This is a genomic window from candidate division TA06 bacterium (assembly GCA_004376575.1).
GTDB lineage: Bacteria > Hydrothermota > DG-26 > E44-bin18 > E44-bin18 > E44-bin18.
The window spans coordinates 1-12,608 of record SOJN01000051.1; the positions used below are offsets into that span (position 1 = coordinate 1).

At 49.6% G+C, this 12,608-nt stretch carries 12 protein-coding genes; 4 read left to right on the forward strand and 8 right to left on the reverse strand.

From position 1 onward, the window contains the following. Nucleotides 1-477 precede the first annotated feature (477 nt). The 3 genes from E3J62_04130 to E3J62_04140 all read left to right on the forward strand — a co-directional run bounded on the left by E3J62_04130 (nucleotide 478) and on the right by E3J62_04140 (nucleotide 3,339). On the forward strand, nucleotides 478-1,809 hold the full coding sequence (locus E3J62_04130; GenBank protein ID TET46465.1) for a hypothetical protein: 1,332 nt from the start codon (nucleotides 478-480) through the stop codon (nucleotides 1,807-1,809). A gap of 42 nt (nucleotides 1,810-1,851) precedes the next feature. After that, nucleotides 1,852-2,373 carry a hypothetical protein gene (locus tag E3J62_04135; protein TET46466.1) on the forward strand — a complete coding sequence of 174 codons (522 nt, stop codon included), beginning with the start codon at nucleotides 1,852-1,854 and terminating at the stop codon, nucleotides 2,371-2,373. Between the two features lie 171 nt (nucleotides 2,374-2,544). Next, nucleotides 2,545-3,339 carry a class I SAM-dependent methyltransferase gene (locus E3J62_04140; GenBank protein TET46467.1) on the forward strand — a complete coding sequence of 265 codons (795 nt, stop codon included), beginning with the start codon at nucleotides 2,545-2,547 and terminating at the stop codon, nucleotides 3,337-3,339. A gap of 130 nt (nucleotides 3,340-3,469) precedes the next feature. On the opposite strand, the gene E3J62_04145 is transcribed toward E3J62_04140, so the two are convergent. The 3 genes from E3J62_04145 to E3J62_04155 all read right to left on the reverse strand — a co-directional run bounded on the left by E3J62_04145 (nucleotide 3,470) and on the right by E3J62_04155 (nucleotide 5,670). Continuing rightward, nucleotides 3,470-4,237, reverse strand: a complete 768-nt coding sequence (locus tag E3J62_04145; GenBank protein TET46468.1) for a hypothetical protein — start codon at nucleotides 4,235-4,237, stop codon at nucleotides 3,470-3,472. A gap of 233 nt (nucleotides 4,238-4,470) precedes the next feature. Beyond that, nucleotides 4,471-5,079, reverse strand: a complete 609-nt coding sequence (locus tag E3J62_04150; GenBank protein ID TET46469.1) for a 3'-5' exonuclease — start codon at nucleotides 5,077-5,079, stop codon at nucleotides 4,471-4,473. A gap of 294 nt (nucleotides 5,080-5,373) precedes the next feature. Beyond that, nucleotides 5,374-5,670: a transcriptional regulator gene (locus tag E3J62_04155; GenBank protein ID TET46470.1), complete on the reverse strand. Its 297-nt coding sequence runs from the start codon at nucleotides 5,668-5,670 to the stop codon at nucleotides 5,374-5,376. 224 nt (nucleotides 5,671-5,894) lie between these two features. Between E3J62_04155 and E3J62_04160 the strand changes: the two genes are divergently transcribed. Further along, on the forward strand, nucleotides 5,895-7,763 hold the full coding sequence (locus tag E3J62_04160) for a TlpA family protein disulfide reductase (GenBank protein TET46471.1): 1,869 nt from the start codon (nucleotides 5,895-5,897) through the stop codon (nucleotides 7,761-7,763). Between the two features lie 188 nt (nucleotides 7,764-7,951). On the opposite strand, the gene E3J62_04165 is transcribed toward E3J62_04160, so the two are convergent. From E3J62_04165 to E3J62_04185, 5 genes are all read right to left on the reverse strand, one after another. Beyond that, nucleotides 7,952-8,941, reverse strand: coding sequence for a tetratricopeptide repeat protein (locus E3J62_04165; GenBank protein ID TET46472.1), 990 nt, complete (start codon nucleotides 8,939-8,941; stop codon nucleotides 7,952-7,954). Nucleotides 8,942-9,050: 109 nt separating this feature from the next. Further along, nucleotides 9,051-9,242, reverse strand: coding sequence for a hypothetical protein (locus tag E3J62_04170; protein TET46473.1), 192 nt, complete (start codon nucleotides 9,240-9,242; stop codon nucleotides 9,051-9,053). A 369-nt stretch (nucleotides 9,243-9,611) separates the two neighbouring features. Beyond that, nucleotides 9,612-10,391 carry a DNA repair protein RecO gene (gene recO, locus E3J62_04175; protein TET46474.1) on the reverse strand — a complete coding sequence of 260 codons (780 nt, stop codon included), beginning with the start codon at nucleotides 10,389-10,391 and terminating at the stop codon, nucleotides 9,612-9,614. Nucleotides 10,392-10,396: 5 nt separating this feature from the next. Continuing rightward, nucleotides 10,397-11,743, reverse strand: a complete 1,347-nt coding sequence (gene mgtE, locus E3J62_04180) for a magnesium transporter (protein ID TET46475.1) — start codon at nucleotides 11,741-11,743, stop codon at nucleotides 10,397-10,399. A gap of 28 nt (nucleotides 11,744-11,771) precedes the next feature. Beyond that, the coding region (locus E3J62_04185; GenBank protein ID TET46476.1) for a DUF2520 domain-containing protein at nucleotides 11,772-12,608 on the reverse strand (837 nt) is incomplete at its 5' end.

The following is a 12,608-nucleotide window of genomic DNA, read 5'->3' on the forward strand; positions in this document are numbered from 1 at the left end:
CCCGCCCATCTTGGCTTTGATGGAGTCATACCCACCCCAACTTCCCCTCCCTAGATGGGAGGGGATAGAGGGGAGGGTTATAAGCTTCCACAACGTCCGGGAGTAGCACCACTTGCGACTAGTCCTCCCCACCCATCATGGCTCAAACCTTGCACTTAGGCCAATCCCTCTCCTTTTATTCCTCCTCCTTTGAGAAAGGGGGAGGCTTGTCCTCCGAAGCCAAACAAGGCGAAGGAGGGATGGAGGTGGGGGTTCGGTATTGAACAAGTGGATTTCTGCCATCACCTTGCAGGTGAAAAGTCGAAGTTCGTTGGAGCTATTCAGCCAAGGCGGCACAGAATGCTCTAAGCCACTTCCGGGGTATCTACATTGCCCTTAGTCTGAGATCGGCCCCAAAAAGCTCTTGACAGCAAGGACAGAGTCTTTCATCCTTAATAGGCTGGATGGGTTTCGTGGTTTCCACACTGGGGGCGAGCAATGAACAGAGCAAGGTTAGCACTGGCAGCAGGCATCAGCACCGTTCTGGTGTTTCTGTCCCTCCCTGGTGTTTCCGTGGCCAAATGGGGAAAAGATTACAGAAAACAGACGTTTTCTATCAGGCTGATCTGGAAGACGTCGGGTGAGGAGAAACTGTTCACTGAGGACGAAGGATTTCCGCCTCGAAATGTCAAGGAAGAGCTGGAAAGGAATGATGCTCCTGAAGAAGAGAAGGAGTGGCTCCTAAATGCCCTGCGGATCATCGCGGTCATGAGAGAGAAAGTGCTCTATACCAATGAGGGTGAAGCAATAGAGTTGCCCAAAGATGGACGGCTGAAATGGCGTATTACAATCTCAAAAAACCTCAAATACTTCATGCTCTGCCCATTGAGATGGCACGCGGAAGCCAGACAGAGGACGAAAGATCTGGGAAGACTTAAACCATCTGATACCGGGTTCGACTTTTTTGGTGCTGAGTTGGTCGAGCGCGCCAAGCGAAGTTGGGAAGAATATCAGCGTGAGGAGAAGGAGAGTGCTTTTATTCTCATGGACTGGAAGGGGAAGGAACTCTGGAGGCTGTTCAGTATGCCCGGGCGCTCCTATATCTCGGACGATGCCAAGACTATAGTTGCCACTCATGATGGCTGGAGGTTCGGCGGTGTTTCATACTATGACTTCTACGATGACAAAAGAGAGAAGGTTCGGGCATGGTTTCCCTATGGCAACGATGGTACAGCCGATCTCTCGGCAGATGGACGCCACCTCGTAGTCAGTGGGGGTATGTTTACGGGAGGCGATTCCAGCACCTTGGCCCGGTACAATAGCAGAGGAAAAGAACTCTGGACACGCAAGGTCAAAGGGAAGCATACCAGAAATGTATGCGTTTCAAATGATGGATCGCTTACCAGCGCCCCAGTCCGTGATAGGAGCTATCTTCTTGACAGAAAGGGAAATGTGATAGGACACCTTGATATTCCCAGAGTTGCTTATCAGGCGTTCTCAACGGACGCAGAGTATATGCTGGTTTTGAACAGCAAGGGGCTTCACTTTGCCACGACCCGTCCACTCGACATTTTGTGGAGTTATCGACCGGATCATGATGTACACTATCTAGGGGCGGCTGCGATCTTGTCGAATAAGGAACTTATGGCTGGCACCGTAATCACCAGTTCACCCCCACATAAACTCGACTTGTGTATTTTTGGCAACGGCCGAATTTTAGACACGATACTGACCTTGGAAGGCAAGGACGCTTCCCTTTTGTCATCTCCGAATGGACGTTTCCTTGTTGTGAACAGCGGGACACTCTGCGCTGTCTATGATGTCCGATAGCTGCAGAAAAGAAGTGAAACGGAATAGGGAGAGGAGATAGGTATGATAGACACACACATAATCCACGAGCTGCCAGTACTGTATAGAGCAACAGGGACAGAAAATCTGCACTACCCTCTTTTTCCTCTGTTTCTCCTGCTCATCCTAGGGCTAGCGATTGAGCGCCTGGTTGCTTTCATCAGGATTTCACGTTCGATAAGGAGAGAATCGGCCGCCAAAGAAAAGAGTGAAAGCAAGATGTATCACTGGCGGCTGAGGCTCGAGAGCTTGCTAAGTAAGCATCTGCTCTGGTTCGTAGTCATCGCACTATTCTGCCTTCTCCGAATATGGCTAAGGCTGTTCTATGGGGTGTATGAGATAGGCTATGTCTACGGGCTTATGGGTGGTGAAGTGGATTTCTTATTACTCTCAATTGGTCTCAGGGAGGTCGGCGCTGATTTGGTATTCATTACTTTACAGTTCTTCGTGAGTATGCTTTGCTTCCTAGTCTTCCATTTGTGGAAAGGGCGACTGATTTCTCGTTATTGGCTGAGATCAATGGAGACATCTGGGATAGAACCTTGAGATTTGAATTTTGGACCTGAGGGCGGAGCCCGTCGAAGCTCAGCAGAGTTGAGCGAAGACAGGTCAAACCTCAGAAAGCAAGTTTTTACCAATACATCAGGCTTCAGAAGGATAAAAAACTCTAGCCGAACTATCTGAGTCGCAGACATCAGCCACAGGAGGAGGTCATTCATGCCCACAGACCTGTTTGAAAAGGCCCCCTTGGAGATTGAGGATCTCTTTCTTTTGGAAGCATTTCAGATTGGCTATTTGCCGGGCTGGATCCCAGAACGTGAGTTTGCAGAGGTGCTCTTTGCACATCCATCGATCGAAAGATTCCTGCGCAAAAAGTGCCCACAGGTTGAGACATTTGTTGATCGTCTGAAGCGTGAATTTAGGGCTAGCGTCGATTCACACGAGCTGAAGAATTTCGAGAAAAGAGTGCTCGCCGCAATCTCTGATCTGCTCGTTTACAATCTGTATCCCGAGATTTATGACTCTGCGGAGTTCCACGCATGGGATTTTGGCGAAGTGACCTCAATCGCCAGACTTGATGGTAAGGTCGTACTAGACTGTGGGGCTGGCACTGGACGAGTAGCTCTGGAGGCAGCCAAATCCGCCCATCGGGTGTTTGCCATAGAGCCTGTCGCAAGGCTCAGGGAGTTCATCCGCGAAAAGGCGGCGAGACTCGAACTCTCGAACCTATTCGTGGTTGACGGCTTCTTACATTCGATTCCCTTCCCGGATGGGTTTGCCGACGTACTCATCACGTCGCACGCCTTGGGTTGGCGACTTCAAGAGGAGCTAAAGGAATTCGAGCGAGTTGTAGGACAAGGTGGCTACATTATTCATTGCCCAGGTACGGCTGACAAACAAAGCGAAGACGATACGCACACTGTGCTTGTGTCTCCGGAATGGGGATATAGGTTGTCGAAGTACGAAGAATCAGATGGTTGGAAAAGGAAGTACTGGAAACGACTAGAGTGAGTTATGTGGGGGCGGGGTCAAACCTCAAAAGGTAAATCTTTGCTAGCGCATCAAGCTTTAAAAGTGCATGCGAGTCCCATCCCTTGTAGACTGCAGCTCAATTTCTACGCTTCGCGCTTCGCGGATGTCGTCACCAGCCATCCGCGCCCAGCCCAGCTGATATAGACTTGACAGATGGGCTGGCCACAAACTGGGCGACAATCTTGACCGCTTGGTTTTCCTTAAAGAAACCTACACCGGCCCGTTCAGACAACTTGAAACTGGCTGTGGCAGTGTGTGTCCCACCTAGAACGGAAGCATACCGGTATTCTACCTGCAGTTTGGGACATCCTTCTATGTTCCAAGGATTGTCAATATCTTGCCACAACCTGGCATTTACGCCAATATGAATGTTTTCGTCCCATTCTTGGTGGCCTACTTCCCTACGAACTTCACCAGTCTGTTTGTCCCGTAGTTCCAGTCGTCCAACCAGAGTTGTCCAGGTATAGCCGAGTCGTGGTCTCACCTCGAGTCCTGGTGCCACAACAAATGAGTAACTGAGCCCAATCCCTTTCGGAGAGTGACCGCCCCGTGTTATGACTTGGTCTGCAGTTGGCGTACTCAGATTCTTCCCAAAATAGGGGCTCAGCCAATTGACAGATACCCATCCATACCCCGAAATCCGATTCCACTGTATTTCGCCGAATCCCGACATAGCCACCAACGGATACCCGTCAAAACCTCTCCATTCTTTCCCTTCAGTGTCACGAATCTTGAATGACGTGAATACACCAATCTGCGTAGCCAGCCCAGTACGTAGCGATATTGCCCCCCAGGAGACAGCCTGAGCACCGTGGACCAGCAGACCCTCCACAATAAACCAGATTAGTAACCCTGTGACAATCTTCCGACTGATCATAGTCGATTTCCCAAGAATTACGTACAGTATGTCACTACTCAGTTATGAAAATATGCCTTGGCCAGGTATTATCTCGCTTCCCGAATAGGCGCGCCACCATTATAGTGCATGAAAGCATTATGGGTCAAACGCTGAAATCTGAATCTTTGCCAGCACATCAAGCTTCAAAAGTCCATGCCTGCCCCCGGCGGTTTTCTACGTTCACTGTCTCAGTCCCCTTTCGGAGAACATATTCATAGGCTTTGGGTTCGCCTTTCCTTCAACTCCTTAATAACTAGACCGCCTAACCTGGCATCTTCAAGAGCTCGGTGACGCCTGGTTTCATCAAATGGTATGTTCAGCAGTCTACTACACCTCCCAATACCTCCCTTTGTGAAAGCCTGATTCATCAAAGCAAACTCCCACCTTGCGATGGCCTTGATATCAAAGTATCTTGAATCAAAGGGATACTCCCTGTTCAGAAAGGAATAGGCTTCTTTCAGATAGGGGATATCAAAATAGGCTCCCCAGGCAGACAGACAAACCTTTCTTTCGCTTTCGACACCTGCTTCTCGGAGGATCCACAACTGAAAAGTATCAAGTACATCAACAAGTGTTGGAGCTCTATACAAATCCTCTTTTGGTATTCCATGAACTTTCATCGCTCTTGAATCGAAGTTCTCTCTGTACGGGAATATGAGAGATTCAAATTCTCCCTTGATCTCCAGAGTGCATCTGTCAAGAAGAACTGCACCAATCTCGCAGATAGAATAAAGCCTGCTGTCTGTGCCAGTGCATTCCAGATCTATATTGACAATGTCTTTCCCGAAATTCATGCCGACTCCCTCCTGTCTTTCACTCATCTGTGAGAATTATATGTCTATACGATTAATTCCACAACACCAATGATTCTTCTTTCTGCTGCCAGAGTTCATGGTGAGTGGAGTCCTGGTGGGCGAGCTAGCTCGGGATGAAAAACAGCTCACGCCACCAAGCGACTCGGTGCGTTTTTCTGAATTTCATGTTTTGGTGTCCGCAGTCTTGCATCTTAGAACTTGCATCTTGAGGTAGTCTTACAGTGTATGGTGTACTCCCTATGTGGCTTGTCACTTTGATCATTTTGACGTTTTGACAATTGTCAAAGTATCGAAATGTTGCTATTTTCTTTTGATCTCAAGCTTCGCCGCGCAACGTTCGGCCACGGCGAGCAATGCGGGTACCATTGTGGCCTTCAAACGATAAATGACGTTTCTCTTGCTGGTATCGTAGCGCACCACGTCTATTGCCCGGAGGATATGAAGGTGATGAGACACTGTAGCTATCGTGCGATCCACGTGTGCTGCTATTTGGGAGACAGTCTTGGGTCCACCCTCCAGGAACTTTACGATCTGATACCTGATTGGAGCCCCCAGTTCTCTCATCAACCTTGACGCGCGATACTCCTTCTCTTTCATCCTAGCCCTCCTTCCTTATCTTATGATATCACATTTAGACGTTTTGACAATTGTCAAAGTGTCTAATGGTCAGATTTGGGGGATAGGCATGTAGGGGTGGGAGGGAGGTTGCAAGAGGACGGTTTTCCCCAGGTGAGAACCAAAGGACAACGTCCCCAAATGCGTATATGCCTCGGGCCACACTTGGACGAGTTTGGCTGCGCCATTGACTCTCAACCTAATGAATGATAGAGTGTAGCACGGAAATCCAGAAGGATGGTGAAGGACATGGGGCTCTGATTCGCGTAAAAAGTGAGGCTTTGATGAGAAGGGCTATGCTGGTGGTTTGGGCCATCGCACTCTGTGTGCTGAGTTTCTTTGCTTGCAATTCATACGGGCAAATAGCGAAGATCGGACCGGACAAGCCAAGGTGGGGAGAACTATTGACTGTGACCTACGACCCCAGTGCGCCCGGTGCCAAGTTCTCGGCTGCTGACAAAGTGTACATAATAGGGTGGCTATACTTCTCAGACCGGATAGAAACGGTTTGGGGGGAGATGAGCGGATTCCGGCACCTTCTAATGCACAAGCTGTCTATTAAGGATGGGGTGTCTTTTGTGACATTCTACTTCATAACCATGGACGATTGGGACCTCAGGGCAATGGTCTCAGAAATGATCTATCGACCTGACGGCGTGCCAGGCAGAGGCGCATACGAACAAATGATGTCTTCAAGAGATCACGACTACAGAGAGATGTTTGCCAAGGAGATGGCCCTCTACCCTAGGAATTACGCCGCGTACAGGACAAAATGGTTCATTGAAGCATCACAATACGATAAGGACTCACTGGCTCTAATCATCGCGCAGGATATAGATAAGCTTTCGGACACAGTTGAGGGTGAACCAGTGGGTTATCTCTACTCATTGTCCTATGGGTATCTGCTTCTCAAGCAAGAAGCAAAGAGCAGAGAGACTCTTGCGAAGATGTTAAAAGGGTATCCATCCTCCCGGCTGACTGCGCATGCCCTGGGCGACTACCAGTACCAAGCGTTTGCACAGAATATCGGTGGTGAGGGGCCGGAAGTGGTCAAGGGATGGATATGGGAGACGATCCAGCGTTACTCCAACACCAAATTTGCACGGGATAAGTCTTCATCGCTCTGCTGGCAGAAGGATTTCCCTTTGAAGACCATGGAAGCGATCTGCAGGGAATGGATAGAGGATGAACCTGAAAATCCAAGGCCTTACTACAATCTTGCTCAGGCCTACAAGGTCCATGGCGAGAAGGTAGAAGAGGCTTCATCGCTCATTGAGAAGGCCGTCGAGCTTACCCACAAAGGCAAACTCAGATTGTATGAGGACATTTCAGGCAGTGGCACCGAATTCCTGCTTCCAAGCGGCTACTTGGTCATGGCTGAGCTCTGCCTGATGCAACGAAATTACACAGGCGCACTGTCTGCGGTGAAAGCTGCCCAGGCCCTGGAAAAAGAGACGAGACCTGAGTCGTATCTGGTTGAGGCCCAGATCTGGCGAGGATTATCGAAACCGTCCCGCACGGAATCGGCACATGTAGAAGCTTGGCGTAGGGGATCGCAAGAAGCAAAGGATTCATTGGAGGTTCTCTACAAAAGAAAACATGGCAGCATGGAGGGATTTGACGAGTACATAAGGACGGGTTCTACGGCTGGACAGGAAGAGAAACCCTCTGCGCCATCCTTTCAAGTTACTTCACTGGACGGAAAACGGTTCGACCTTGAGTCTTTACGGGGCAAGGTGGTTGTACTCAATTTCTGGTACCTAGGATGTGCGCCATGCAGGATGGAGATCCCCAGCCTCAACAAACTGGTGAAAGCTTTCCGGGAAAAGGCAGTGGTGTTTATTGCCATTGGATTAGACGATGATGAGGCGATGAGGCAATTTCTGAAAGAAACGGAGTTTGCATACGATGTTGTCTCCAAAGGTGGGAGGGTGGTTAGTCACTTTGGCGTTCGCGGGTTCCCGACACATATCATCATTGATCAAGACGGACTGATAGATACAAGGCTGACAGGGGGAAGCAAGGAAATCGACAAGAATTTGGCCCCGCTGATTGAACGCCTACTTGGGATCTAACAGGTTGCTGACTTGGAGCGAAACATCAGAAAGTAAATCTTTGCCAGCGCATCAAGCTTCAAATGTCCAAGAGTTCGTGCCTTGCCCCGGTGGTTTTGCGAGAACTAGGGTATCCAGAGATTGCCAGATGGAACGATCTTTGTGTGGATGTCAAAGGCCTGACCTCGAAAGAGCCTCGGAGGGGTTTCTCAGATGCTGTCCGTGAGAGTCTTCTGCAGTCCGAGTAGCTCAGTAATCATCAGCTTCCTGTTTGACTCTAGTGCCAGGTCCAGAGCTTCTTCGTAAAAGCAAAGAGCCCTGTCTCTTCCATTGAGACGTAGGTAAACCTTGGCCCCCTGTACGAGAGCTTGATTTAGGTGTCGTTTGTCAGCAAGTCCTTCCGCTTTTCTTGGCCCTTTTCGTGCCTCCTCGATGGCTCGGTCTACATGTAGTCTGGCCTCCTCACAATTCTCCATAGTAAGGGCAACTTCGCTCAGTTCCACCAAAACATCTACGACAAAACCTTCCTGTACATTCTTCTGGTATAGGTTCAATGATTCCGTCAGAGTCTGCCTCGCTTCATCCAACTTGCCAAGGCCGAGCAGATTCTTTCCCAAGATCAATAAGCTGAAAGGGATCCCGTACGTTTGTCTCAGATTCCTGAATCTCTGAACCTGTTCTGTCAATACCGGATTGGTCTTCTGCGAAACCCCTAGCATGTCCTGCCCCTTTGCCAACCGACACAATATCCAGGGCTCCAGGTTTTCTGGGATCTTCCCGGCAAGTTTCTTTGTAATTTCAAGTGCTTGCTCCTCCAGGGCAATATATCTCTCGATATCACCCAGCATCAGATAGGGATTTGCAAGATAGTACGAAATACGGTTAGCTCTGTCCGAGTCAGGAATTTCTAGACCCAAGCCTTCAGCAGCAAGCTCAATGGCCCTGCCGTACTGACCCATATGATAGTGAACATTCGATTTCCATGTTAGAAATTCCGATATTCCGCCTACATCACTTGCCTTCAGACTCCGCGAGAGTCCAATATCGAAGACGCGCAGGGCGTCTTCCCAGAGCCCCAAAGCCCTGTACGAACCGCCCAACTTTGCAATACACTTCTTTGCTGAAGCGAAATGTTCTTCTCGCGACAATGCCTCAAATCTATCTTTGTTGGTTTCTAGTCGTTTCTCTAACGGCGTCATCGGTAGCAGCCAACCTCAAAAGGTAAATCTTTGCCATTACATCGAGCTTCAAAAGTGCAAAAGTGCATGCCTGCCTCCGGTGGTCATTCAGATGCAGTCCTTACTAGAACTATTGCCTCGAGCTGCGTCTTGTCGATCTCGTCGCCAGATAGGCTACTGCAGATATGACAGCTACCCCGGAGAGCCAGAGAATCAGGAAGTTGATTCCAGTAAGTTCGAATGCTTTCCAAATCCATGCGCCAACGAGACCCACAGGCACGACACACACTCCAATTATTAAGTAGGGCAAGAACTTTTTCACCTCCAACCTCCTGTTGTTCGAATGTCGATCCGCTCCATCATAGCTTGGATCTCGCCTCTTGGGATGAGTTATGCCACGCTGGACGAGCCCTAGACGCCAGACCAACTGAATAATATCAGTTCTCCACATATGCATCAAGGAGGATTTGAGGTCAAGGAAAGATCGAGAGTTCGGGGACGGTGCCCTGCGAGTTCGCGAAGGATTTGCAGCATGACTTTCTGACATTTTCACTGGCCGTCAACTCCCGGCTGCCAGCTAAGACTCTGTAGGGGCAGGGTTTCCCTGCCCAGCGGGATGGGTGCGGAGACCGCGCCCCTACGACTACTCGAACAACCACGCCGCGTTTTTTCGGATGGGAACAGCTGACAGCTAGTCAGACTTCTCACCAAAGATCTTCGAAGCTTCCAACGACTTCTTGAAATCGAAGGATTTCATGTTTCTTTCGGTGTGGTAGAGGAGGTGGGCTCGGAGAATGTCTGAAATCTCTTCTGCCTGTTTTGCGGAAGGTTTCTGGCAGTCACTGTTCAGAGATCCTTTTGACAGTCTGTCCATCAGATCGAGTGAGTCGTGACTTACTTTCCATAAGCCTCCCTCTCCGAGTGAACATTGAGGGCATACGGTGCCGCCCACTGAGGGGTTAAACCCCATTTTCTCTTGCTTCTTCCCGCACTTTATACACCGATCAAAAACAGGGGCATAGCCCAGCATTCCTGCCGCACGGATGAGAAATGTCCATAACACAAGGTCAAGCAAAGTCCGTGGGAAGTCTTCGACAGTATCGAGCATTGAATCTGCAAGTGCATACAGCCTGATATTTGGAGACTCTTCGGGATTTGCGACCTCGAGAAAGTCGATGATGACATACGCTGTGCTGATTCTTTCAAGGTCTTTTCTGAGAGCAGCATGCTCTTTCACAATGTCAGCCTCGGAAATGTTGTACAGTTCCTTTTGCTCTCTCTTGTAGAAGACTATGTTTGACACAGTGAAGGGTTCCAGGGAGGAGCCAAACCTGGATTTCGGCCTCCTTATGCCCTTGGCGATCACTTTCACCTTTCCAAATTTCTTCGTATAGAGAGACACTATCCTGCTCGTCTCTCTGTATCTCATTCCTTTGAGGGCTATCGCATCGGTCTTACATATGTTAGCCATGGGACTTACTTGAGATATCTGAGGAACACTGTGGCAAGCCCAAGGATTGAGAAGAATCCAACAGCGTCTGTGATAGTGGTCACAAAGACTCCAGAGGCCAGAGCCGGGTCGAGTTTCATCCTTCGCAGCGTTACCGGGATCATCACTCCCACAAGGCTACCCACGAAAAGATTGATAACCAAAGAAAGACCTATTACCAGGCCCAGAACTATGTTCCCGTCCCAGAGAAAGGCTACCGCCGCGGTGACAAAACCGACAGCAAGTCCTTTAAGGACTCCGACTGCTGCCTCTTTCAGAACGAAACTCCAGGTGTTCCTTAAGGTGAGTTCACCCAGAGCCAATCCCCTGATGGTTACTGCGAGGGTTTGTGTGCCCGCATTGCCTCCCATGTTTGCGACTACCGGCATGAAAACAACGATCGTAACTACAGCAGATATGGTCTTGGTAAAGAGCCCCACGATGCCTGCAGCCAGGATTGCAGTTACTAGATTAATATAGAGCCATGGAAGCCTCTTGGCCACAGAACGCCCGGTGGGCGTGAATACAGACTCAGTTGCGTCTGCACCTCCCATCCTGAGTATATCCTCGGTGGCTTCTTCCTCCATGACATCAATTGCGTCGTCAATTCTCACAACGCCTTTCATGATTCCCAGGTCATCAACTACCGGTACGCCCAGCAGGTCATATTTGTTGATGACAGAGGCCACCTTTTCCTGATCGTCTTCGAGGCGAACAACGTCCGGGAATTCCCTTGAGATTGACTCGATGCTCTGCTCTGGAGAAGCAAGCAAGAGGTCTGGAAGAGTTACGTACCCTGTCGGTTTGCTATCGCTGTCAACCACATAGACATAGTAGAGCTCATCCGGCTCAGGCGCGCTCTCTCTGAGCAAATCCACAGCCTTTGTAACCGTCATCCCCTTGAAGATGCTGGTGAACTTGGTATCCATAATTCCGCCAGCGCTGTTTTCGGGGAATTTCAGGAGTTCCTTGACTTTGCTCGACTCCTCGAGTGGCAAAGCGGAAAGCACTTCGGCTCTATCTTCAGGCGGCAGTCCTGCTATGATGTCGGCGGCTTCGTCAGAACTCATCTTTCTCGCGAGGCCGGAGATTTCCTTCGGGTCGATGTGGGTGAGTATTGTGTCCAGAGGTTCATCGGCCAGTTCAACAATCACATCGGCAGCAATATCCGTGGGAAGGGTGTGGAAGGCTTCGACTCTGTATTGAGGGGGAAGGGCCTCAATAATTGCGACAATGTCAGCAGGATGAAGTTCAGTGAGTATCTTGCCGATTTCCGAGACTTCTTCCGCCTCGATGTGCTTGAGCACCTTTTCCACTATTTCAGAAGTCCGCATCTATTTCCACCCGTAAGTTCTGGGGATTCTATTCTTCCAGGGTCTGCTTGTCAACAGATTCGAGGGTTTGCAGGAAAAGTTTAGCCTCATCCACTGTTATGCTCCCCGTTTCTTGAGCGATAGATACCGTCGCCTTTGCAAGGGCAAGATATACTGGGATCATCTTTGGCTCAAGGGTTTCGACTACCTTCAGTTGCCCCTTGACTGTGCCGGCGTCTCCTCTCTCGATGGGCCCGGTGAGTGCGCGTGTCCCTGACTGTTCAAAATTGGACATAGTCGTCTTTATGAGGGGAAGCATTATGTTCAAAGCCTTCTCTTTTTCTATTTTTGCATCTTCGCAGAGTTTGACAGCCATATCGAGTAAAGTTACCAGGAAGTTAGATGCAACGCACAGGGCTGCGTGATAGAGAGGCTTAAGATCAGGATTTATGAGAAGGGGTTTTCCACCAATGGAGGTGACAATCTCTTCTGCCAGTCTTAGGGCTTCCGGATCACCCTCGATCCCGAAATACGACTGGGGCATCGCCTTCACAGCAGATTCAACGCTGGCGAATGTCTGGATTGGATGCATGGAGAATGTGGGACATCCTTCAGCCTTCACGTGGTGAAGTGATCTTGAGCTGAGGGCACCGCTGGTGTGTCCAATGTAGACGCCTTGCCTCAGGTCCTGGGAACAAGATATTGCGTGCGATACGTCTTCTATGGCCCTGTCCGGAACCGAAATGAGAATCACATCTGGGCCGAGGACAGCCTCATCCAGTCTTCCTGCGACGTTGGTGTTCAAAGCCTCTGCAAATCTTACTCTTGCGTCTGGGTTAATATCGAATGCAGAGACTATCTGGTGCCCTGCTTTGGAAAGAAGAAT